The following is a 22,425-nucleotide window of genomic DNA, read 5'->3' on the forward strand; positions in this document are numbered from 1 at the left end:
ATCAGACCGAAGAGAGAGCAGATGGCAGACAACACCGCCCGCAGCGCGGCGCCCGATTGGCGTGACCGCGTGATGACCGACCCCGACATGATCCTGGAAGACCGGGACCTGATGCGCGCGCTGATCGCCGCGAACGAGCGTCAGATGGGCAAGAATATCGTGGACCTGCGGGGCATCGCGATGGACCGGCTGGAGGCGCGGCTGGACCGCCTGGAGGATACGCATCGCAGCGTGATTGCCGCCGCCTATGAAAACCTCGCGGGCACCAATCAGATCCATCGCTGCGTTCTCAAGCTGTTGGAGGCAGCGGATCTGCCCCACCTGCTGGACCTGCTGCCGGGCGAACTGGCCGATATCGTGCGGGTCGACCGCGTGCGGCTGGTGCTGGAAAGCCCGACGCCGGGGCCGGCACCGCATGCCACGGTGTCGCCGGTCGATCCGGGGTTCGTCGACGATTACATCACGCAGCGCCGCGACGTCCCGGTACGTCGTGTCACCCTGCGCCAGTGTCATCCCGCGTCGGAGTGGGTGTTCGGCGAAGACAGTGCCTGGATTCGGTCGGAGGCGCTTTTGAAGATCGACCTAGGTCCTGAAAAGCTGGGCGCGATGCTGGCCTTCGGGGCGGAGGATCCGCACCAGTTCCGCGCCAACCAGGGCACGGAACTTCTGACGTTTTTCACACAGGCGTTCGAGCGGGTGCTGCGCGGACACCTGGGGTGAGCCTGGAGATTTCACCCGGCGCGCGCGATGCGCTGAGCGCTTGGGTGGATCACATGCGCGCGCTGGACGGTGCGGCGGACAATACGCTGACCGCCTACGCGCGCGACGTCACCACCTTTCTGGCGTTTCAGGCCGGGCATCGCGGCGGGCCGATGGGACTGACGCAGATCGGGGCGATCCGCACGCCCGACATGCGTGCCTGGATGGCGGATCAGCGCCTGCGCGGGACCGGCCCACGATCGGTCGCGCGGCATCTTTCGGCCGTCAAATCGTTCATTCGCTGGCTATCGGAGCGTGAGGGGTTCGATCCCACCGCGGTCCTGTCGACCCGCGCGCCGAAGTTCCGCAAGCCGCTGCCGCGCCCCGTGTCTCAAGGGGCCGCAAAGGACCTGATTGCGACGGTCGGACTGCAAAGCGAGACGCCGTGGATCGCCGCGCGGGACGTGGCGGTCGTGACCGTGCTTTATGGCTGTGGCCTGCGGATTTCCGAGAGTCTGGGCCTGACGGGCGGCGATGCGCCGCTGGCCGACGTCCTGCGCATCAGGGGCAAAGGCGGGAAGGAACGGATCGTGCCGGTCCTGCCGGCCGCGCGGGATGCGGTGAACCGCTATGTTGCCGCCTGTCCATTCGATCTGGAGATCGACGGCCCGCTGTTTCGCGGGGCGCGGGGCGGTCCACTCAACGGGCGGATCGTGGCCGGCGTGATGGCGCGGGCACGGATGCAACTGGGCCTGCCGTCTTCGGCCACGCCGCATGCGCTGCGCCACAGTTTCGCGACGCATCTGCTGGAGGCGGGGGGCGACCTGCGGTCGATCCAGGAATTGCTGGGTCATGCCAGTCTTTCGACGACGCAGGCCTATACCGCCGTCGATCAGGTGCATCTGATGGAAACCTACGCCCGCGCCCATCCGCACGGGCGCTGACCGGTCAGGTCCGGTTCGTGCCGCGCAAGCGTTTCAGGAACGCTTCGGTCCACCAGGCGATGTCCTCCTCAAAAACGCTGACGCGCAGGGCGGCGTGACGTTCCTGCCGTTCGGCCAGCGGCATGTGAAGCGCGCGGTCGATGGCATCGGCGAAACTGCCGTGGTCGAACGGGTTGACCAGCAGCGCGTCCTCCATCTGTTCCGCGGCCCCGGCAAAATGCGACAGGATCAGAACGCCCGGATCGTCCGGGTCCTGTGCCGCCACGAATTCCTTGGCCACCAGGTTCATGCCGTCGGCCAGCGGCGTGACCAGGGCGGCGTCGGCCCGCCGGTAGAGCCCCGCAATCACGGCACGGTCGAAATGACGACGGACATAGCGGATCGGCGTCCAATCCAGATCGGCATGGGCCCCGTTGATCGACCCGGCCGCCTGCTCCAACTCCTCCCGGATATCCTGATAGGCGGTGACATCCTCGCGCGATACGGGGGCGATTTGAAGGAAGGTGGGCCGCGGCGCGCCCTCGGTCCGCCGCGACAGATAATCCCCGAACGCCTTGAATCGATGGACGAGCCCTTTGGAATAATCGAGGCGATCGACTCCGATCAACAGGGGGGCCTTTGCGGCCAGTTGCAATTGGGGCACGTCGGCGGCTTTGGCGGTCTCTTCAAATCCTACCGCATCGATGCCGATGGGAAAGCTCAGGATCTGAAACTGGTGGCCCGCGCGGTGCCAGCGCCCGTTTGGCATAAGCGACGCCTTGGAATCGTGGCGCAACATCTCGTTCGCTGATGTGACATCGCGCTTGGTCTGCAGGCCGAAGACGTCGTGGGCCGCGATCCACGACGACAGGGCCGCGACCTGTGGCAAGGCCATGACGTCGGTGGGACTGGGAAACGGAATATGGAGGAACAGCCCGATCCGGTTGGTCACGTTCAGCTGTCGAAGCTCCTGCGCGACCATCAGGAAATGGTAGTCCTGTATCCAGATCAGGTCTTCGGGTTCGGCGATGGCGGCGATGGCGCGCGCGACGCGGCGGTTCACGGCCGCGTAGGCCTCGAAATCGCCGTCGTGAAAATTCAGAAGGTCGGGGCGATGGTGGAACAGGGGCCAAAGAACGGAATTGGCATAGCCGAGATAATAGCCCGAATGCTCCGCCTCGGTGATGGCGAAGGTGGCGCGGTCATAGGCACCGGACCCGATTTCGGTCAGTCCCTCCAGCGCAAACTCGGTCGGATCCGCAGCCCCGATCCAGAGGCCGCCCGCCGCCGTCAGCACTTCGTCGATGGCGAAGACGAGACCTCCGGCAGGCACATCCCCCTTGGGAATGCGATTGGAGACGACGATGATGCGGCCGGAGCCCGGCGCACCCGATGAACGGCTGGAGGAGGACATCAGTCAGGCCAGCCAGTCGTCCAGCACCTTCAGCAGCGCGGCGGGGTCGGGCAGGCGCGCCTCGGCCACGGTTTCGGCCATGCCGATCTTGATGGTGGCCCCCTTGCGCTCTCGGATCAGTTCCAGCGCAGGTTCGTCTGTCAGGTCGTCCCCCGCGAAGATCGGAGTCTTACCCTCGAACCCCGGTCGGCCGAGCAGATCGCGCAAGGCGATGTCCTTGCCCACGCCTTCGGGCTTGAGCTCATAGGCCATGAGGGCGGGTTGAAGGCGGAACCCCTCGGCCGCCATGGCAAGGCTTTCCATGAACCGCAGGGCAAGCGCGCCGTGTTCGGTGGCCTGGCGGTAATGCAGAACCACGCCCGAGGGCTTGGGCTCGACCAGGAATTCGGGGCGCAGGGCCGCGAAATCCTGCGCCAGACGGATCAGGCGGGCGACGGTCTCGCGATCGAAGGTGACGGTGTTTTCGTGCACGCCGTCGTGGCGCATTTCGGACCCGTGGGTGCCGATCAGCGTTCCGTTGAAATCGGGCACGAAGCCTTCCAGCGCTTCAACCGACCGACCGGAGACGAGGGCGACCCGCCCGTCCAGCTGATCCATGGCGCGGCGCAAGATGTCCGGAACCAGATCGGGCACGGTGATGCCGTCGGGGCGGTCGGCGATGTCGACCAATGTGCCGTCAAAATCCAGAAGCAGCGTGGCCGTCGCAGGATCGGGCAGCCCCTTGGCCAACCCGTCGAAGTCTATTGCGTCGGCCTCACCCATGAATCCCGTCATCTGGTAATACTGCATCGGCTGGTCATCTCCGGTCCTATTCAGCCGCCAAGACGATCGCCGGGGCTTGGCGTAGCTGTTGCACTGCGAGGGTCGCATCGACGATGCCGTCGGGATTGCCGCAATCGAAACGGGTGCCTGAGAAGCGGAACGCATGGATGCCGCCGCAGTCCGCGATGGCATCGGTCAGCTGAATCTCTCCACCCGCGCCGGGGGCCGTCTGGCGAAGCGCGTCGAATACCTCCTGCTTAAAGACATAGCGTCCAACGGCCGCAAGGGTAGAGGGCGCGGCATCGGGCAACGGTTTCTCGACCAGACCATTGGCGGGCGTGACGGCGGACCCGCCCGGCGTGCAGTCGAAAATGCCATAGCTGGAAACCCGGTCACGGGCCACATCCTGTGCCGCGATCAGGCTGGTCATGCGGTCGGGGTCGAACGCCATCGCCATCTCGCGCAGGCAGGGCGTGCCAAGCATCAGGTCGTCGGGCAGGATCACCCCAACCGGCCCGTCCAGCAGGTGATCGGCCGCCTGCAGAACCGCGTGGCCCAGACCCAGCGGTTCGGGCTGCATCACGAAAATCACCTCCACGTCGTCGGGCACGGTTGCCTGACGAACAGCGGCCAGAAGAGTTTCCTTGCCCTTGGCCGACAGCGAATCTTCCAGCCGGGCGGAGGGCGCGAGGTAATCCTCGATCGCCGATTTGTCGGGATGGGACACGAAGACGAGGCGCTTGGCCCCGGCGGCCAAAGCTTCCTCGACCGCGAATTGCAGCAGCGGGGTGTCATAGACCGGCAGAAGCTCTTTCGGGACGACCTTGGTGGCGGGCAGCATTCGCGTGCCCATGCCGGCGACGGGAAAGATGACGGTGGCGAGGTCGGTCATTGCAGGACTCCGGCTATAATAGTGAATCGGTCTCAAGATGTGTAACCGAGGAGTGACGCAGGTGTTCCATCCGGCGGACGGATCATCTTGCATACGCAGCATTCTGCCGGCGGCGCGTTCGCAACTGCAGCATTTCCACCGCAAGCGCCTAATTATTAAGCAGATGGAGTGCTTTTGTCAAATCCGCGGTAACATTCCGCGTCGCCTCTGCCCGTGCCGCCGGGTCCGGCAGTCGCAACAGATAGCTGGGATGCAGCGTTACCAACAGCGGGCGACCGTCCTTGGTCCGTTCCACTCCGCCGCGCCGCTTCAGAAGTCCGCGCCCGTCGCCCGTCAACGCGTGGAGCGCCGTGGCCCCGAGGGCAAGAACCAGTTCGGGGTCGACGGTCGCAAGCTCCCGGTCAAGCCACCATCTGCAGGCGTTCACCTCTCCGGCGTTCGGGGTTTGGTGAATGCGGCGCTTGCCGCGCTGGACGAATTTGAAATGTTTGACGGCGTTGGTGACGTAACTGGCCTGCCGATCCAGCCCCGCATCGTCGGCCAGCCGGTCGAACAACTGCCCGGCGGGGCCGGTAAAGGGTCGCCCTTCGATATCCTCCCGATCGCCAGGCTGTTCGCCGACGATCATCAGGCGCGCGTCGCGCGGACCTTCGCCGGGGACCGCCTGCGTCGCTGGCCCGTGCAGGGGGCACCTTGTGCAATCGTGAATTTCCGCGTGCAACGTCGGAAGGCTGACGGGGCGGTGTATCATCGGCGCGGGTGTCGTTTGGTCGACGCGCCGGCCCTGTCGGGGCGTGGTGGCCGCGGCATCCTGCATGGCCTGGCTGCGCGCGCGCGCGCCGGCGATCAGATCGGGAATAAGCGCCGCTTCGGGCAGGTTCTTCCAATACTTCTTGGGCATCTCGGCCCGCATGGCGTCTGGCTTGAGCCGGGCGGGATTGAAGATGTTCGCGTAATATGTCGTCCAAAGCTGCTCCAGCGGATCGTCGGCGTCGGGGCGTTGGCTCTCGATCTCGTGCAGCGTCAGGGTGCGATCCTGATAGCGGATCGTGACCTCGGGCGTGACGATGGCCCAGTCCATGTCCCCGAAACGGTTCACGAAGAAATCCGCCGTCGGTTCCTCGATGCGGTGGGTCGGTTCGAACCAGGCCGCGAACCGCCGCCTGCCGTCCGCCTGACCGACTTCCCGGAAGCGCACGAAGGCGTGCATCTTGTGCAGATCGCGGTGGATGGATTTGGCGATGTCGCGCGCTTGTGCCACCTGGGCATCGGCGCGGTTGGACAGAAGGCCCGGCTCCGCCTGCAACCGCATCAAGAGGACGTAAGCCAGCGTCATCCCCTTGCCGGAGCGTTCGGGGATCAGGCTGCGGCTGAGGTCGGCGAAGCTGGCGGGAACCTTCAGATCGCCGCGTTCAACTGACAGTGGACCAATGGGCAGGGGCGCGTCGAACATCGACGCATCGTCGCCCGCAAGGCCCCAGTCCACCTGTGCTGCGGGCACGTCCGCCCGTGCCAGCCGCCGCGCGGTTTCGCGCCATGCGGCATAGGTGCCGATGCGCGGCAGGCGCGGCGCGTACACGTCAGAACAGCTCCATCTGCTGCGGCTTGACGAACCGGGCGCGCAGGTTGGCCCCGTCCAGCATCTGACCCGGTGTGTGGCCGCGCGCGACGACGAAGGACGATGCCTGCTTGATGCGTCCGCCCATGCGGCGAATATCTTCGAGGGCGAGCGCCCCGTTGCGGCGGGACGACAGGATGCGCTGAACGATCTTGGTGCCGAAGCCGGGGACGCGCAGCAGGTCTTCCTTGGCCGCACGGTTCACGTCGACGGGAAAACGGTCGCGATTGGCCAGCGCCCACGCAAGCTTGGGGTCGACGTCGAGGTCCAACATTCCGCCGTTGTCGCGTGTGATGATCTCGTCCAGCCCGAAATCGTAGAAGCGCAGCAACCAGTCGGCCTGATAGAGCCGGTGTTCGCGCATCAGCGGCGGATCGACCAGGGGCAGGACCGCGCTGGCATCGGGGATGGGCGAGAAGGCGGAATAATACACCCGTTTCAATCCGTACGCCCCGTACAGCTTGTTCGCGGTACCCAGAATGTCGGCATCGTCGGCGGCATCGGCCCCGACGATCATCTGCGTGCTTTGTCCGGCCGGCGCGAATTTGCCCCGCCGGCGCCCGGTGAAAGACTTCTCAGCGTAGTCTTCCTTGGTCAGGCGGACCTTGCCCATCGCGTCGCGAATGCCGGCCGGATCTTTTTCGGGGGCATAGGCGCGAACGCTGGCGTCGGTGGGAAGCTCTACATTGATCGACAGACGGTCTGCGGACAGGCCCGCGCGTTCGATCAACTCTGGGGAGGCTTCGGGGATCGTCTTGAGGTGGATGTAGCCGCGGAAGCCGTCGGCGCGCAGTTTTTCGGCAATGCGCACCATCTCCTCCATCGTGTAATCCGACGATTTGACGATGCCCGAGGATAGGAACAGGCCCTCGATATAGTTGCGCCGGTAGAATTCGATGGTCAGCCACACCACCTCCTCCACGGTGAACCGCGCGCGCGGCACGTTCGACGACACCCGATTGATGCAATACGCGCAATCGTAGACGCAGTAATTCGTCATCAGGATCTTGAGCAGCGAGATGCACCGCCCATCGGGCGCATAGGCGTGGCAGATGCCCGACCCCGTGGTCGAGCCCAGCCCCTTGCCATCGCGGGAGCCGCGCTTCGTCGTGCCCGACGATGCGCAACTGGCATCGTACTTGGCCGCATCCGACAGCAGCGCGAGTTTATCCTGAATTGTCATCTTTGCCATTCGTTCACTATATGTTCCAGGCCCGTGCGCAGCAAGGCCCGAAGATGCGACGGAACATCTCAGCCACGATCGACGTTGGGGATCAGATCAACGAGGCCTTGCGCTTCGTCAATCGACCGAACGGGCGAATGCGCAACATCATACGGAGCAATCGAATGAACAGCATCTTCTACATCATCGGTGTGGTCGTCGTCGTCGTTGCAGTGATCAACTTCGTCGCCTGATCACATCCCCATCCGATCTGACGTATCAAAGGAGAATTCCATGACGACCCCGACCCCCAACCGCAAGAAAACCGAAACCGGCACAGCTGGCGTGGCGGAAACCCCCGTCGGCGTCGCCTCCACCACGTCGTCCGCGACGGCGCATGTGTCCGAAGACACCGGGTCCGACCTGAAGGCGAAGGCCAAGGCCGAAGCCGCCAAGATCGCCGACCAAGCACGCGCGGCAGCCGATGCCCGCGTCGAAGACGTCAAGGGTGAGGCCACGCAACGCATCGATGACACGGCCGCGAATATTCGGAGCGCCGGACGTGAATTCGGCCCCGAAAGCTACCAGGCGCAGGCGGCGGACTACCTTGCCGACAACCTGATCGAAGCGGCGGACCGGATCCGCGCGCAGGACCTGGACAGCATTGCGCGCGATGCCACCGATTTTGCCCGTCGCAATCCGGCCGTCGTTCTGGGCGGTGCCGCCCTTCTGGGCTTTGCCGCCGCGCGTCTGCTCAAGGCGTCGGAAAATGGGGGGCGCGCATGACCGACCAATCCTCCAGCCGCAAAGGCCCGGCGGGATTGATCGGGGATGTGTTGACCCACGTGGCGACACTGGTCCGTAAGGAATTCGATCTGGCCCGTACCGAAATGTCGGAAAATCTGAACCGCGCTGCTGTGGCCGTCGGCCTGCTGGTCGGGGCGCTCATCGTCGCTCTGGTCGCGTTGAATGTGCTGGCTGGCGCGCTTGTGGCGGGCGTGACCCGTCTTGGCCTTGAGCCTGGATGGTCCGCTCTGCTGGTCGGGGTCATCTTCGCGGCGGTTGCTGGCGGCATGGTGGCCAAGGGTGTGCGCGATCTGAAGCTCGTCAGCCTCGCCCCGACGCGCACCGCCAAAAACGTCCGTCGCGACGCCGAAGCCGTGAAGGAGACGTTGTGATGGCCGATCAGATGACATCCGACGACATCGAACGTGACATCGAAAAGGAACGCGTCGCGCTTTCGCGGTCGCTGAACGAGTTGCAGCGCCAGATTTCCCCAGACGCGATCGTCAATCGGGTCAGTGCCTTGCTGCGCGAAAATGGCGGCGATGTTGCCGACAGCGCCTTGCGTCAGGCACGCGCGAATCCGATGGCGTTGGCTTTGACGGGGGCCGGTGTCGCATGGCTTTTCGCGGGCCCGGCCAAAAAGGTCCACGATCCCGCATTGCTCACCGATCGGCGTCCCAGTGCGGTGCGCAACCGGCCCCGCGTCGGATACGATGAGCGTGACTACACGAAGGTGTCGGGGTTTCGCCGAACCCAGCCCGACGAAAGCTTCGAGCGCCGCGTCGCGCGCGCCGAAGATGACACATACGATCCGGCAGTGCACGCCAGTGCCGTTCCGCCGGCCACGTCCCAAACCCGATCCGCGCGGGGCAAACGCTCCTTGCGCGACCGCCTGATGGAAGGAACCGAAATGATGACCGATGCCGCCCGTGACCGCGTGATTGCCGCGCGTGAAGCCGCGATTGCCGCAGAACAACGTCTGGAGGCCCGTGCCCGCGACTACGGCATGGCCGGAAAAGAAGCCTTCAACAGTCAGCCCCTGATGGGCGCGCTCGTCGCGTTCGGGATTGGGGCGCTTGCCGGTGCCCTGCTGCCGCGCACGCGGACCGAGGATCGCCACCTGGGGGCCGCGCGCGACCGCGCCATGATGGAAGCGGAGCGCATCTACCGCTCAGAGGCCGCCAAACTGCGGGCGCAGGCCGAAGCCCTGGCGGAAGAGACGCTCGATACCGCGGCAAGCAGTTTGAAATCTGCCGCCAAGGATGTCGATGGATCGCCGGAACGATCGGTCAACTGATCCGTCGAAAGCCGTGACGAAACGACGGCGCGTTCCCTGCGGGGCGCGCCGTTTTTCAATTTATCACCTCCGGGCTGCAATCACCAAAACTTCCACCAGAAAATCGGGACGCGCCAGCTTTGCCTCCCCACAGGCACGCGCCGGGGCATGACCTTCGGCGACCCAATGATCCCAGACGTCGTTCATTTGCGCGAAATCGGCCATGTCAGCCAACCAGATCGTCGATTGCAGGATGCGGGTCTTGTCGAGGCCGATCTCGGCCAGAAGCGCGTCGACCTTATTTAGGCAGGACTGCGTTTGCTCGGCGACGGTCGCGCCCTCGCCGATTTGGCCGGCCAGATATACGGTGTCGCCGTGCTGGACGATCTGGCTCATGCGCGGCGTCGTGTGGTGTCGGGTAATCTCGGTCATCTTGGCCTCTGGGCATGATTGGATTGAAAGGGTTGCGCGCGGCGAACGGGCGCGTCAACGTCGGTCCCATGAAAACAGCACAAGACATGGTTGCGGCGGCCCGCACGCGGATCGAGGAGTGGGACGCGGCGCGATTGAAGGCTTCGCCCGATGCGGTAATCGTGGACATCCGCGACGTCCGCGAACGGGCGAAGGGCAAGATCCCCGGTTCGGTCCACGCGCCGCGCGGTATGCTGGAATTCTGGTGGGATCCGACATCGCCTTACCACCGTGAAGTCTTTGCCGGACCAGGGCCTTATGTCCTTCAGTGCGCCTCGGGCTGGCGATCGGCATTGGCTGCGGCCACCTTGCAGGACATGGGTTTCGAGGTGGCACATCTGCGCGGCGGCATGACCGAGTGGATCGAGGCCGGGGGCCCGGTCGAAGGGCCGGAGGACTAGGGGCCCACCCCCAGAACAATATCGGTCACGAGGCTGTCGAGCGTGACCCCATCGCGTTTCAGGACCACCGTGCCGGTATGGCGGCCGGCCTGCCACTGCGGATCAGACAGGCGTTGTCCGGCGGCGCGAAACAATTGCGCCTGTGTCCGGTCGAGCGTCACCTCGGTTTCGAACACGGATTGGCCGTCGGAATCAGTCACGGTCATTTCGATAATGTCCCCCTCTCGACCGCCGAACATATAGGCCCAAAGCACGAGGGCGGGGGCCGTGACCGGCAGTGTTTCCGCCTCTGCGGTGCCGTCCTTTATTTGCTGATAGTCGGGAATGGCATCAGCGAAGCCAATCCTGAGAAGCCCGCCCGGTTCGTAATCCGGTTCGGCCTGCCAAAGGTCGGCTGTGAAAGGGTCGACGACAGTGCCGTTTTGGCGAACGGTGATATGTACATGTGGAAACTGAGTGCGACCGGTCATCCCCATTTCTGCGATGGGCTGACCCACCCGCAAGATGTCCCCCACTGCGACCTGAACGGAGCCGTTGGAAAGATGACAAAGCTGCGTCTCCCAGCCATTGCCGTGGTCGATAGCAACGCCGTTGCCGCAGTCTTGCCCGTCGGGGAAGGTGCCGTCCGGAACGCCGTCGCGCACCCCGCGCACCCGGCCCGCCGCCGGCGCGAGGATCGGGACGCCGTCTGTCATCGCCTGCCGGTCCGGAACACGGATGTCGGTGCCCTGATGGCCATCGTAGCTGAGCGGCCCGCCGGTGAAATCGCGCGCGCCGGGGCCCGGATCGGTATCGACGTACTGCTGGATGAAGCAAGTCTCGCCAAGCGTGCAGTCGAGCGGAAGACAAAGGCGCAGGTCCTGCGCCATGGCGGCGGTGCCGAAGGCGAGGATCATTGTGAGGGCGGCAAACAGGCGCATCAGATTTCTCCGTATCTCGGGGCCGTCAGGATCGCGGGATTGCAGATGCGGTCAAGCGACCCTGCGACCTCGGGCGAAGAATAGCAAAAGCCCCCGCCGTTGGGCGGGGGCTTTCTGGTGACATAACGATCCGATCTTACTCGGCCGTCAGAAGCGGCGGCTTCTTGTTGCTGATCTTGCCGGGACCCGGCTCGGTGATGCGCAGGTCGAGCTTGCCGTCCTTAACGCCTACTTTGACCAGACCGCCCTTGGCGAGCTTGCCGAACAATAACTCCTCGGCCAGCGGTTTCTTGACGTATTCCTGAATAACGCGGCCCAGGGGGCGCGCACCCATTTTGTCGTCGTAGCCTTTGTCGGCGATCCATTCAGCCGCTGCCTTGGTCAGCTCGATCGACACGTTGCGATCCAGAAGCTGCGCTTCCAACTGCAGGACGAACTTTTCGACAACCTGCAAGATGGTGTCCTTCGGCAAGGCCCCGAAGCTGATGATTGCATCGAGACGATTGCGGAATTCGGGCGTGAAGGTCCGCTCGATTGCGGCGGTATCCTCGCCCTCGCGCTTGGTGCGACCGAAGCCCAGCGGTTCGCGTGCCGCGTCGGACGCACCGGCATTCGACGTCATGATCAGAACGACATTGCGGAAATCGACCGCGCGCCCGTTGTGATCGGTCAGCCTGCCGTGGTCCATCACCTGCAACAGGATGTTGAACACGTCCGGGTGCGCCTTCTCGATCTCGTCGAGCAGAAGCACGCAATGCGGGTTCTGGTCCACGCCATCCGTCAGCATGCCACCCTGATCGAACCCCACGTATCCCGGAGGCGCACCGATCAGGCGCGAGACGGCATGCTTCTCCATGTATTCCGACATGTCGAAGCGCAGCATTTCAACGCCTAGGGTATCGGCCAACTGCTTGGCGACCTCGGTTTTGCCGACGCCCGTGGGTCCGGCGAACAGGTAATTGCCGATTGGCTTTTCCGGTTCGCGCAGACCGGCACGGGACAGCTTGATCGCCGACGACAGCGCTTCGATCGCCGCATCCTGCCCGAAGACCACGCGCTTGAGCGACGCTTCCAGGTCGCGCAACACTTCGGCATCGTCCTTGGAGACGTTCTTGGGCGGGATGCGCGCGATCTTGGCGACGACATCCTCGATCTCCTTGGTACCGATGGTCTTGCGACGCTTGCTGTCGGGCACCAACGCCTGCGCCGCGCCAGCTTCGTCGATCACGTCGATGGCCTTGTCGGGCAGTTTGCGATCGTTGATGTAGCGCGCCGAAAGTTCGACGGCCGTCTTGATCGCCTCGGCGGTGTATTTGATCGAGTGGTGATCCTCGAAATACCCCTTCACACCTTTCAGGATCTTGACGGTGTCGTCGACCGAAGGTTCATTCACGTCGATCTTCTGGAACCGGCGGGCCAATGCGCGGTCCTTTTCGAAGTGCTGGCGGAATTCCTTGTAGGTGGTCGATCCCATCGTGCGCAGCTTGCCGCCCGCAAGCGCGGGCTTGAGCAGGTTCGACGCGTCCATCGCGCCACCCGATGTGGCACCTGCACCGATCACGGTGTGGATCTCGTCGATGAAGAGGACGGCGTCGGGATGTTCCTCCAACTCGGTCACGACGGCCTTCAACCGCTCCTCGAAGTCGCCGCGATACCGCGTGCCGGCCAGCAACGCGCCCATGTCGAGCGAGTAGATCGTGGCCCCGGACAGAACTGCCGGAACGTCGCCCTGCACGATCTTGTGAGCCAGACCTTCAGCGATGGCTGTCTTGCCGACGCCGGGATCGCCCACCAGCAGGGGGTTGTTCTTGCGCCGACGGCACAGGACCTGAATCGCACGCTCCACTTCGTGGCCGCGACCGATCAATTTGTCGACGTCGCCCTTTTCGGACTTCTTGTTGAGATCGACGGTGTATTTCGCCAGCGCGCTCTCTCGGTTTTCGGACGGGTTGGGACCGCCGGAGGGTTCCGCATCACCAAAGCCGTCGCTCTCGTCTTCCTGACCTTGGAGGGGGCGATTGTCGCCGAATTCTGGGTCCTTGGCGACGCCATGGGCGATGAAGTTGACCGCATCATAGCGCGTCATATCCTGCTCCTGCAGGAAATATGCGGCATTCGACTCCCGCTCTGCGAAGATCGCGACCAGGACGTTGGCACCGGTCACTTCGGTGCGGCCAGACGATTGCACGTGGATGGCGGCGCGCTGGATCACGCGCTGGAAGGCGGCGGTGGGCACCGCTTCCGACCCCTCGACGTCCGTCACCAGGGTGGAGAGGTCATCCTCGATGAATTCCTCCACGGTTTTCTTGAGGTCGTCTAGCTTTACGCCGCAGGCCTGCATGACGCGGGCGGCATCAGGCTCGTCTATGAGGACGAGGAGCAGATGCTCCAACGTGGCGAGTTCGTGACGGCGGGCGTTGGCCTGGGCCAGCGCCGCGTGGATGGCTTGCTCAAGGGTATTCGAGAATGAGGGCATCCTGCTCTCCTGCCTGTATGCGACCACGGGAGTATGGCCGCGTTTCTTTAAGTTTTGGTTGTCAGCCGCGTGGCTTCAAGCTTTTTTCGTGTTCCGTCGCCGTTCCGTGACCGATTGTTGATCGAAGGCGTCGCATTTCGGGCGGCCCGCGCCGCGTTAGAAGGCATCCTTCGCACGCCGGACAGCGGCGAAGGTGAGTGCGTCGGATTGTCCGGTGGTTCCTGTCGCGTCCTTGAGTGCGGAATCATGCACTCGAAGAAACGGATTGGTCCGGCGTTCCGTGCCCAGCGTGGACGGGACGGAAGGTTGGCCCTCCGACCGCAGGGCGTCCACCTCGGTCTTACGAGAGATAAGCGCGGGATGATCCGGTTCAAGGCTGAGCGCGAAGGCCAGATTCGTCTGCGTGTACTCGTGCCCCGAAGCGATCAGCGTATCGTCGGGCAGGTCCGCGAATTGCGACAGGCTTTCGTGCATCTGTTCCGCCGTACCTTCGAACAACCGTCCGCAGCCGGCGGCCATCAGGCTGTCGCCGGTAAATGCGATACCGTCGAAGATGTAGGCGATATGGCCGATCGTGTGGCCCGATACGTCCCAGACGCGCGCGGTCGCCCCCCCGATGTCGATGGTTTGGCCGGCACTGATCCCATGGTCGAGATACGGCAGCCGATGTGCGTCAGCGGAATGTCCCCAGACCTTTGCCCCTGTCAGCGCGACCAGATCGGCCACACCGTCCACGTGGTCGGGGTGGTGATGGGTCAAAAGGATGTCGGTAATCATCCAGCCCCGCGCCTGCGCCGCCGCGTGCAGGGGGGCTGCGCGGGCCGCGTCGATGCACATCACGCGGTCGCCTGCCCGGAACAGGTAGCCGTAGTTGTCGAGCAGGTCGGGAAAGCGGTCGCGCAGCATCGGCACGACGATCAGGCTGTCGGTCATCTGGGTCATGGTAATCTCCGCCACTCCGGGTAGCATGACAGCTAGATGATCAGGGGCAACGTTCAATGCATCTCGACGTGCTGGATTTGCGGCAATTCTATTACCGCACGCGGCTGGGCCGGACCGCACAGAAGGCCGTGCGCGACCGATTGATTGCTTTATGGCCGGAGGCCAAGGGGCAGACCGTTGTTGGGTTCGGGTTCGCCGTACCCCTTTTGCGGCCTTATCTGGCAGGGGCCCGCCGGGTGATCGGTCTGATGCCCGGACCGCAAGGTGTCATGCACTGGCCCGCCGGCACGGCCAACGTGTCCGTCCTGGTCGAGGAAACCCTGTGGCCGCTGGAGACCGGGGCGGTGGACAAGCTGGTGCTGCTGCACGGGCTTGAGACGTCCGAAAATCCCACCGCCGTGCTGGAAGAATGTTGCCGCGTGCTGGGGCCGGGAGGGCGCGCGATCTTCATCGTGCCCAACCGCTCGGGTCTCTGGGCGCGGCGCGACGGGACGCCCTTCGGCTATGGCCGGCCCTATTCGCTGGGCCAGTTGGAGGCGCAGGTCAAGAAGGCCGGGCTGATCCCGGAACGTCACGCCGCCGCGCTTTTCGCGCCGCCCAGTGACGGAAAATTCTGGCTGCGGGTCAGTGGCTGGCTGGAACGGCTGGGTCAGCGGTTGTCGCGGTCCGGCGGCGGCGGCGTGATTCTGCTGGAGGTGTCAAAGCAAGTTCCAGCACGGCCGCGCACCGGTCTCGCCGCGCGAGTGCGCCAACCCCTGCGCGTGCTGGAAGGCGTGCCCGAGCCTGTGGCGGCAGGGCGCAGCGGTTGACGAATCGCCGCAGCTGACCCGACGGTCGTCCTGTTTCGATCTGCGGCGTGATCCGCCTGACCGTTGCCGAGGTTCGGCGCGGGCCATAGTCCTGATCGAAAGATACATCACATGATCGATATTCATGAAGCGCGCGCCGACGACCGCGCCGAGATCCTGCGCGTCGCGCAGTCCAGCGGGCTGTTCCTGTCCGCAGAAATTCCAGTCTTCGCCCAAAGCTTCGACGCTTGGTGCCCGGGCGACCCGGACGAAGCGACGCTGTGGCTGATTGCCGAAGGCGGGGGCGGCGCGGCGATGGTGACGCCCGAGGTGATGTCCGACAATGTCTGGAACATGCTGTTCATCGCCGTGGCGCGGGAGCGGCAGCGACAGGGGATCGCATCGGCGCTTCTCGCCGCGGTCGAAGGGCGGGTCGCGGCGGTCGGAGGACGCATGATCTTGGTCGATACCGCAGATGCCGACGATTATGTCGCGGCGCGTTTATTCTATGGCGCATGCGGGTATCAGCAGGTTGGACGCGTTCCGGGGTACTACGGCGACGACGTCGCCCGCATCAGCTTTGCCAAGACGCTTTAGCCGAGGCGTCGCAACCGGTTGCTTGGCCGGTTGCGACGCAGGCGCACCACGATGCTGATGACGCTCACGACGATCCAGAACAGCTGGATCACCAGAGAGGCGGCGTTGAACGACTGGCTCAGCGAGACGAGGACGAGAGAGGCCGCCGTCAGGTTCATCATGAAATACTTGATCGAGTCGCCCGACAGGATACCCAACGCCAACAGCGCGAACGTCATCATATAGAGAAACGCCCCCGACAGGCCGACATGCTGCAGCGTCGGCTCCGGCAGTGCGAATATCATGTCGGTGATCATGGTGTCGGTTCCTGCTGGACGGGCGCATTCGATCTGCCTCCTTTCTAGCCGTCCAGGCACGGTCGGTGCGAGTAAGGGAATCCTTACGTTCCACGGGTGGATCCCGCATGGGCGTCCTGGACGAGGCGTGACGGTCGTCCCCCCGCGCAGGCTATCCGACGTCTGCATCCCAGGTAACTTCTGCCACGAGACAACATCTATCGCTGTCGCCCCGGTGGTCGTGTAAATGATCGTATGGCCGCCCGACGTTCGAAGAAACCCGGTCGTCCTCGCTTTTTCCGTGACGTCCAGTCCGGGCCGCCCGCACCGGGGAAATGACGTTGGGTGGGGCCGTCGATCGGGTCGTATCGACACGCGGCCGATGGGCTGGGTGCCGGTCTATGTGGATCGGTCAGACCCCCAAGTCAGCGTCGGAAGGACCGCGCCCGAACACCGGGCGAGATCCGTGTCACGATGTCGCGGCCCGGTTCGGAAAATGGGAGCCGTCGCGGTGTTTGGGCGCTGTTGCAGGGTGCGAACCCCTCTGCTAGAGGAAGCGCGATTTCGTGATCCGGCCCCGTCAGGGACGGGTCTATTCAGGGTGCCGCGAACCGCGGTCGTACCCGAGAGACTGTCGAAAGGGTGGACGTGTCCGAACCAGCTTCGATTTCCACGGGGATCGCCGCGCGCTATGCGCAGGCCGTCTTCGATCTGAGCCGCGACAGCGGTGATCTCAAGACCCTGGCAGCCGACGTGTCGGACCTGGACGACGCCATGAAGGCCTCGCCGGAGTTGCGCGATATGCTTACCTCGCCGGTTCTCACCCGCGAAGAGCAGGGCAACGCGATCGCCGCCGTGGCCGCAAAAATGGGTCTGGGCGCGGTGCTGGCAAACACGCTGAAGCTGATGGCCTCCAAGCGCCGGTTGTTCGTCGTGCCGCAGATGATCGTCGCCCTGCGCGGGATGCTGGCCGTGGACGCCGGTGAGGTCACCGCCGAGGTGCGCGCGCCAAAGGCCCTGACGAAGGCACAGTCCGACAAGCTGATCTCGGCGCTCAAGACGTCGACGGGCAAGGACGTGAATCTAGATGTCACCATCGACGACCACCTGATCGGTGGTCTGGTGGTCAAGATCGGCTCGCAGATGATCGACACGTCGGTCCGCGCAAAGCTCAACGCACTCCAGAATACGATGAAAGAGGTCCGGTAATGGCGATCCAGGCAGCGGAAATTTCCGCGATCCTCAAAGATCAGATCAAGAATTTCGGTCAGGATGCCGAAGTCTCGGAGGTTGGCCGCGTGCTGTCCGTCGGTGACGGCATCGCCCGTGTCTATGGCCTCGACAACGTCCAGGCCGGCGAGATGGTCGAGTTTCCGGGCGGCATTCAGGGCATGGCCCTGAACCTCGAATCCGACAACGTCGGCTGCGTGATCTTCGGGACCGACCGGGACATCAAAGAAGGCGATACCGTCAAGCGCACCAACTCCATCGTGAGCGTGCCCGTCGGTGACGAATTGCTGGGCCGCGTCGTTGACGGTCTGGGCAACCCCATTGACGGCAAAGGCCCCATCGGTGCCACCAAAACCGCCTTGGCCGAACAAAAGGCACCGGGCATCATTCCGCGCAAATCGGTGCACGAGCCGATGGCGACAGGCCTGAAGTCCGTCGACGCGATGATCCCGATCGGTCGTGGCCAGCGCGAGTTGATCATCGGCGACCGTCAGACCGGCAAGACCGCCGTGGCGCTCGACGCGATCCTGAACCAGGCGTCCTACAACAAGGAAGCCGGTGACGACGAGTACAAGAAGCTCTATTGCGTCTATGTCGCCATCGGCCAGAAGCGGTCGACCGTGGCCCAGCTGGTGAAGCGTCTGGAAGAGACGGGGGCCATCGAATATTCGATCGTCGTCGCCGCCACCGCGTCAGACCCCGCGCCGATGCAGTTCCTCGCTCCCTATGCCGCGACCGCCATGGCCGAGCATTTTCGTGACAACGGCCGCCACGCCCTGATCGTGTACGACGACCTGTCCAAGCAGGCCGTGTCTTATCGCCAGATGTCGCTGCTGCTGCGTCGTCCGCCCGGCCGCGAAGCCTATCCCGGCGACGTGTTCTACCTGCACTCGCGTCTGCTGGAGCGGTCGTGCAAGCTGGGCGACGAGGCGGGCAACGGCTCCCTCACGGCGCTGCCGATCATCGAAACCCAGGGCGGCGACGTGTCCGCGTTCATTCCGACGAACGTGATCTCGATCACCGACGGTCAGATCTTCCTGGAAACCGAGCTTTTCTATCAGGGCATCCGCCCGGCCGTGAACACCGGTCTGTCGGTGTCGCGCGTTGGATCGTCGGCGCAGACCAAGGCGATGTCCTCGGTTGCCGGCCCGGTGAAGTTGTCGCTGGCCCAGTACCGCGAAATGGCGGCCTTTGCGCAGTTCGGCTCCGATCTGGATGCGTCCACCCAGCAGTTGCTGGCCCGTGGCGCACGCCTGACCGAGCTGATGAAGCAGCCGCAGTATTCGCCGCTGACCAACGCCGAAATCGTCTGCGTCATCTTTGCGGGCACCAACGGCTACCTCGACAAGGTTCCGGTGGACGAAGTCGGCAAGTGGGAAGCGGGCCTGTTGTCCTATCTGCGCGGTCAGAAGAAGGACATCCTCGACTGGATCTCCAACGACGACCCCAAGATCAAGGGCGAGCATGCGGACAAGCTGAAGGCCGTCATCGACGACTTTGCCAAGACCCACGCTTGATCGTCTGACGGGAGAGACCGAATGCCCAACCTGAAGGACCTGAAAAATCGGATCGCGAGCGTGAAATCCACGCGCAAGATCACGAAGGCCATGCAGATGGTCGCGGCGGCCAAGCTCCGCCGTGCCCAAGACGCGGCCGAGGCGTCGCGGCCCTACACGGAACGGTTCAACGCCGTTCTGGCGGGGCTTGCATCCTCCGTCGGCGGGTCGGACACCGCGCCCCGATTGCTTTCGGGCACGGGATCGGACCAGACGCATCTGCTGATCGTGATGACATCCGAGCGTGGCCTGTGCGGTGGCTTCAACGCCAACATCGCCAAGCTGGCCAAGATCCGTGCGGACAAGCTGCTGGGTGAGGGCAAGACAGTGAAGATCATCACTGTTGGCAAGAAGGGGCGCGAGTCGCTCAAGCGGGAATACGGTCAGTATAACGTCGGTCACGTCGATCTGACGGAGGTGAAGCGTGTCGGTTACGCCGACGCGGCGGGTATCGCGGCAGATATTCTCAAGCGCTTCGACACGGGCGAGTTCGACGTGGCGACGATTTTCTATGCCGAGTTCAAGTCCGTCATCAGCCAGACGCCGACCGCGCAGCAGATCATCCCGGCCGAGTTCGATGCGGACGCGGAAGTTTCGACCCTCTATGACTACGAGCCCAGCGAGGAGGCCATCCTGGCCGATCTGCTGCCGCGCGGCGTTGCCACGCAGATCTTCGCAGCCCTGCTGGAAAACGGGGCGTCCGAGCAAGGCGCGCGGATGTCGGCGATGGACAACGCGACCCGCAACGCGGGCGAGATGATCGAAGACCTGACGATCGAATACAACCGATCCCGCCAGGCCGTCATCACCAGCGAGCTGATCGAAATCATTTCGGGCGCGGAAGCGCTCTGACATTGGCCGGTGCCTCGGCACCAGAGAAACCGGAGACATACGACATGGCAAACGCAGTCGGAAAAATCACCCAGGTCATCGGCGCCGTCGTGGACGTTCAGTTCACAGGCGACCTGCCGCAGATCCTGAACGCCTTGACGACCCCGAACGACGGCAAGGACCTGGTCCTGGAAGTCGCGCAGCACTTGGGCGAGAATACCGTTCGCACCATCGCGATGGACGCGACCGAAGGCCTGGTCCGCGGTCAGGACGTGACTGACACGGGCGACCAGATCCGTGTGCCCGTGGGCACCGCGACCCTGGGCCGGATCATGAACGTCACCGGCGATGCCGTCGACGAAAAGGGACCGGTCAACACCGATGAAACCCGCGCCATCCACGGCGAAGCCCCCAGCTTCGCCGAGCAGTCGACCGAGACCGAGATCCTGGTCACCGGCATCAAGGTCATCGACCTGATGGCCCCCTACACCAAGGGCGGTAAGATCGGCCTGTTCGGCGGTGCCGGCGTGGGCAAGACGGTTCTGATCATGGAATTGATCAACAACATCGCCAAGGTGCACTCGGGCCTGTCCGTGTTCGCCGGCGTTGGCGAACGAACGCGTGAGGGGAACGATCTTTACCACGAGATGATCGAATCCGGCGTTATCGTCCCCGACGATCTGGAGAAATCCAAGATCGCGCTGGTCTACGGCCAGATGAACGAGCCTCCGGGCGCGCGGATGCGCGTCGCACTCTCCGGCCTCACGCTGGCCGAGCAATTCCGCGACGAATCCGGCTCCGACGTTCTGTTCTTCGTCGACAACATCTTCCGGTTCACGCAGGCCGGCTCCGAAGTGTCGGCCCTACTGGGACGTATTCCTTCTGCCGTGGGCTACCAGCCGACGCTTGCCACCGACATGGGGGCCATGCAGGAGCGGATCGCCTCCACCCGCGCTGGCTCAATCACCTCGGTGCAGGCCGTCTACGTGCCCGCCGACGACCTGACCGACCCCGCGCCGGCGACTTCGTTTGCCCACCTCGATGCCACGACCGTTCTGGACCGTGCCATTTCGGAAAAGGGCATCTATCCGGCCGTGGACCCGCTGGGCTCCACCTCGCGCCTGATGGACCCGGCCATCATCGGCGAGGAGCACTATAAGGTCGCCCGCGATGTGCAGGGCGTGCTTCAGCGCTACAAGTCGTTGCAGGACATCATCGCCATTCTGGGCATGGACGAGCTGTCGGAAGACGACAAACTGGCCGTGACGCGCGCCCGCAAGATCGAGCGTTTCCTGTCGCAGCCCTTCGACGTGGCCAAGGTCTTCACCGGGTCCGACGGCATCCAGGTGCCGCTGGCCGACACCGTCGCGTCGTTCAAGGCGGTCGTTGCGGGTGAATACGATCACCTGCCCGAAGGTGCCTTCTATATGGTCGGCGGTATCGACGACGTGAAAGCCAAGGCCGAGCGTATGGCCGCGGAGGCTGCGTAAACCATGCAGTTCGAACTCGTCTCCCCCGAGCGGCGGCTGGCCTCTGAAGAGGTCAATGCTGTCCGCATCCCCGGCGCCGACGGGGATCTGACCGCCATGGCCGATCACGCGCCGACGATCACGTCGTTGCGTCCCGGCATCCTGACGATCGAAACGGCATCGGGCGAGAAATCCTTTGCCGTGACCGGCGGCTTCGCCGAGATCGGCGCGGGCGTCACCGTTCTGGCCGAGCGTGCACTTGCGGTATCCGACGTCACGCAGGACGTCTTCGATGACTGGGTAACCCAAGCGGCCACCGCCCGCGACGATGCGTCCGAAGACGGCGTAGACGCTGCGGTGAAGCTTCTGGCCGACATGGTCGCTGTTGGCGACCACATCGGTCTGAATTCGAACCAGGCCAATCTCTGACCTGGATCGGCTTGATAGGTTTTGAACATTTGAAAGCCCCGGCCGAAACGCCGGGGCTTTTCTTCTCTTCGGGAACCGAATTGACCGCATTGACCGTTTGCCTGTAGCGGAGACGAGCCGCAAATCTGAACCGGACGACATGCTGAGACTGTCAAACCATCTGATCGGGATTCAGCAGGGAAGTTCCGTCATGTTTTCGGACTTCGAGACCGGCGGCGATATGTGGGAAGGTACCGGACCGCGCCAAGCCCGCAAACGCGTGGATTTCGACGAAGCCTTTCTGTCGGCCCCCGCGATCCTGACTGGACTAGCGATGTTCGACATGGACGAAGGGTCCAACCAGCGCGCCGATCTTAGCCACGGCAACGTGACCACGACCGGCTTCGACCTGATCTTCCGAACCTGGGGCGACACGCGCGTGGCCCGCGTGCGCGCGGACTGGACCGCTATCGGCGAAGTTCGGGGCGAAGACCAATGGGACGTGTATTGAGACATTTGTTCCTTTGAC

24 protein-coding genes are annotated in these 22,425 nt (G+C 64.0%); 14 read left to right on the forward strand and 10 right to left on the reverse strand.

What is annotated here, in order from left to right; translation table 11 throughout:
• Positions 1 to 21 precede the first annotated feature (21 nt).
• A complete protein-coding gene (locus JDO7802_RS00850) occupies positions 22 to 720 on the forward strand; it encodes a DUF484 family protein (RefSeq protein ID WP_055081807.1) in 699 nt (232 codons plus the stop codon).
• Positions 721 to 722: 2 nt separating this feature from the next.
• Positions 723 to 1,643 (forward strand): tyrosine recombinase XerC, encoded by a 921-nt coding sequence (locus JDO7802_RS00855; RefSeq protein WP_438501623.1) that lies wholly within the window; start codon positions 723 to 725, stop codon positions 1,641 to 1,643.
• Positions 1,644 to 1,647: 4 nt separating this feature from the next.
• Here JDO7802_RS00855 and JDO7802_RS00860 read toward each other — a convergent pair whose 3' ends face one another.
• From JDO7802_RS00860 to JDO7802_RS00880, 5 genes are all read right to left on the reverse strand, one after another.
• Positions 1,648 to 3,036, reverse strand: a complete 1,389-nt coding sequence (locus JDO7802_RS00860; protein WP_055081809.1) for an alpha,alpha-trehalose-phosphate synthase (UDP-forming) — start codon at positions 3,034 to 3,036, stop codon at positions 1,648 to 1,650.
• A gap of 3 nt (positions 3,037 to 3,039) precedes the next feature.
• Complete coding sequence (gene otsB, locus JDO7802_RS00865; protein ID WP_055081810.1) at positions 3,040 to 3,825, reverse strand: trehalose-phosphatase; 786 nt, start codon at positions 3,823 to 3,825, stop codon at positions 3,040 to 3,042.
• Positions 3,826 to 3,844: 19 nt separating this feature from the next.
• Positions 3,845 to 4,690, reverse strand: coding sequence for a UTP--glucose-1-phosphate uridylyltransferase (locus JDO7802_RS00870; protein ID WP_055081811.1), 846 nt, complete (start codon positions 4,688 to 4,690; stop codon positions 3,845 to 3,847).
• Between the two features lie 148 nt (positions 4,691 to 4,838).
• The gene (locus JDO7802_RS00875) at positions 4,839 to 6,269 is read right to left on the reverse strand and encodes a UdgX family uracil-DNA binding protein (protein WP_055081812.1); all 1,431 of its coding nucleotides are present in this window, start codon (positions 6,267 to 6,269) and stop codon (positions 4,839 to 4,841) included.
• Position 6,270: 1 nt separating this feature from the next.
• Complete coding sequence (locus JDO7802_RS00880; RefSeq protein ID WP_055081813.1) at positions 6,271 to 7,500, reverse strand: putative DNA modification/repair radical SAM protein; 1,230 nt, start codon at positions 7,498 to 7,500, stop codon at positions 6,271 to 6,273.
• 264 nt (positions 7,501 to 7,764) lie between these two features.
• On the opposite strand from JDO7802_RS00880, the gene JDO7802_RS00890 reads away from it, so the two are divergent.
• The 3 genes from JDO7802_RS00890 to JDO7802_RS00900 are packed head-to-tail and all read left to right on the forward strand — an operon-like array spanning position 7,765 to position 9,553.
• Positions 7,765 to 8,256: a hypothetical protein gene (locus tag JDO7802_RS00890; RefSeq protein ID WP_055081815.1), complete on the forward strand. Its 492-nt coding sequence runs from the start codon at positions 7,765 to 7,767 to the stop codon at positions 8,254 to 8,256.
• On the forward strand, positions 8,253 to 8,648 hold the full coding sequence (locus JDO7802_RS00895; protein WP_055081816.1) for a phage holin family protein: 396 nt from the start codon (positions 8,253 to 8,255) through the stop codon (positions 8,646 to 8,648). The genes JDO7802_RS00890 and JDO7802_RS00895 overlap by 4 nt, the downstream gene beginning before the upstream one ends.
• Positions 8,648 to 9,553 carry a DUF3618 domain-containing protein gene (locus JDO7802_RS00900; protein ID WP_055081817.1) on the forward strand — a complete coding sequence of 302 codons (906 nt, stop codon included), beginning with the start codon at positions 8,648 to 8,650 and terminating at the stop codon, positions 9,551 to 9,553. Before JDO7802_RS00895 ends, JDO7802_RS00900 begins: the two co-directional genes overlap by 1 nt.
• A gap of 63 nt (positions 9,554 to 9,616) precedes the next feature.
• On the opposite strand, the gene JDO7802_RS00905 is transcribed toward JDO7802_RS00900, so the two are convergent.
• Complete coding sequence (locus JDO7802_RS00905; protein WP_055081818.1) at positions 9,617 to 9,964, reverse strand: RidA family protein; 348 nt, start codon at positions 9,962 to 9,964, stop codon at positions 9,617 to 9,619.
• A gap of 68 nt (positions 9,965 to 10,032) precedes the next feature.
• Between JDO7802_RS00905 and JDO7802_RS00910 the strand changes: the two genes are divergently transcribed.
• On the forward strand, positions 10,033 to 10,404 hold the full coding sequence (locus JDO7802_RS00910) for a rhodanese-like domain-containing protein (RefSeq protein ID WP_055082924.1): 372 nt from the start codon (positions 10,033 to 10,035) through the stop codon (positions 10,402 to 10,404).
• Here the strand turns inward: JDO7802_RS00910 and JDO7802_RS00915 are convergent.
• The 3 genes from JDO7802_RS00915 to gloB all read right to left on the reverse strand — a co-directional run bounded on the left by JDO7802_RS00915 (position 10,401) and on the right by gloB (position 14,712).
• Complete coding sequence (locus JDO7802_RS00915; protein WP_055081819.1) at positions 10,401 to 11,324, reverse strand: M23 family metallopeptidase; 924 nt, start codon at positions 11,322 to 11,324, stop codon at positions 10,401 to 10,403. The two genes, JDO7802_RS00910 and JDO7802_RS00915, sit on opposite strands and share 4 nt — an antisense overlap.
• Before the next feature lie 136 nt (positions 11,325 to 11,460).
• Entirely contained in the window at positions 11,461 to 13,800 is a 2,340-nt protein-coding gene (gene clpA, locus JDO7802_RS00920; protein WP_055081820.1) for an ATP-dependent Clp protease ATP-binding subunit ClpA, read from the reverse strand.
• 156 nt (positions 13,801 to 13,956) lie between these two features.
• Positions 13,957 to 14,712, reverse strand: coding sequence for a hydroxyacylglutathione hydrolase (gene gloB, locus JDO7802_RS00925; RefSeq protein WP_438501624.1), 756 nt, complete (start codon positions 14,710 to 14,712; stop codon positions 13,957 to 13,959).
• An 86-nt stretch (positions 14,713 to 14,798) separates the two neighbouring features.
• Between gloB and JDO7802_RS00930 the strand changes: the two genes are divergently transcribed.
• Together JDO7802_RS00930 and JDO7802_RS00935 are read left to right on the forward strand one after the other, a co-directional pair.
• On the forward strand, positions 14,799 to 15,551 hold the full coding sequence (locus JDO7802_RS00930) for a class I SAM-dependent methyltransferase (RefSeq protein ID WP_055081821.1): 753 nt from the start codon (positions 14,799 to 14,801) through the stop codon (positions 15,549 to 15,551).
• A gap of 111 nt (positions 15,552 to 15,662) precedes the next feature.
• Positions 15,663 to 16,127: a GNAT family N-acetyltransferase gene (locus JDO7802_RS00935; protein WP_055081822.1), complete on the forward strand. Its 465-nt coding sequence runs from the start codon at positions 15,663 to 15,665 to the stop codon at positions 16,125 to 16,127.
• On the opposite strand, the gene JDO7802_RS00940 is transcribed toward JDO7802_RS00935, so the two are convergent.
• Complete coding sequence (locus JDO7802_RS00940; protein WP_055081823.1) at positions 16,124 to 16,423, reverse strand: CBU_0592 family membrane protein; 300 nt, start codon at positions 16,421 to 16,423, stop codon at positions 16,124 to 16,126. The two genes, JDO7802_RS00935 and JDO7802_RS00940, sit on opposite strands and share 4 nt — an antisense overlap.
• Before the next feature lie 627 nt (positions 16,424 to 17,050).
• On the opposite strand from JDO7802_RS00940, the gene JDO7802_RS00945 reads away from it, so the two are divergent.
• The 6 genes from JDO7802_RS00945 to JDO7802_RS00970 all read left to right on the forward strand — a co-directional run bounded on the left by JDO7802_RS00945 (position 17,051) and on the right by JDO7802_RS00970 (position 22,407).
• Complete coding sequence (locus tag JDO7802_RS00945; RefSeq protein ID WP_055081824.1) at positions 17,051 to 17,611, forward strand: F0F1 ATP synthase subunit delta; 561 nt, start codon at positions 17,051 to 17,053, stop codon at positions 17,609 to 17,611.
• On the forward strand, positions 17,611 to 19,149 hold the full coding sequence (atpA, locus tag JDO7802_RS00950; RefSeq protein WP_055081825.1) for a F0F1 ATP synthase subunit alpha: 1,539 nt from the start codon (positions 17,611 to 17,613) through the stop codon (positions 19,147 to 19,149). Before JDO7802_RS00945 ends, atpA begins: the two co-directional genes overlap by 1 nt.
• Positions 19,150 to 19,170: 21 nt before the next feature.
• Complete coding sequence (locus JDO7802_RS00955; protein WP_055081826.1) at positions 19,171 to 20,040, forward strand: F0F1 ATP synthase subunit gamma; 870 nt, start codon at positions 19,171 to 19,173, stop codon at positions 20,038 to 20,040.
• A 44-nt stretch (positions 20,041 to 20,084) separates the two neighbouring features.
• Positions 20,085 to 21,509 carry a F0F1 ATP synthase subunit beta gene (atpD, locus tag JDO7802_RS00960; protein WP_055081827.1) on the forward strand — a complete coding sequence of 475 codons (1,425 nt, stop codon included), beginning with the start codon at positions 20,085 to 20,087 and terminating at the stop codon, positions 21,507 to 21,509.
• A gap of 3 nt (positions 21,510 to 21,512) precedes the next feature.
• The gene (locus JDO7802_RS00965; protein ID WP_055081828.1) at positions 21,513 to 21,917 is read left to right on the forward strand and encodes a F0F1 ATP synthase subunit epsilon; all 405 of its coding nucleotides are present in this window, start codon (positions 21,513 to 21,515) and stop codon (positions 21,915 to 21,917) included.
• Between the two features lie 139 nt (positions 21,918 to 22,056).
• Complete coding sequence (locus tag JDO7802_RS00970) at positions 22,057 to 22,407, forward strand: H-type lectin domain-containing protein (RefSeq protein WP_055081829.1); 351 nt, start codon at positions 22,057 to 22,059, stop codon at positions 22,405 to 22,407.
• Positions 22,408 to 22,425 lie beyond the last annotated feature (18 nt).

The sequence above is a fragment of the Jannaschia donghaensis genome (assembly GCF_001403795.1).
Taxonomy (GTDB): Bacteria; Pseudomonadota; Alphaproteobacteria; order Rhodobacterales; family Rhodobacteraceae; genus Jannaschia; species Jannaschia donghaensis.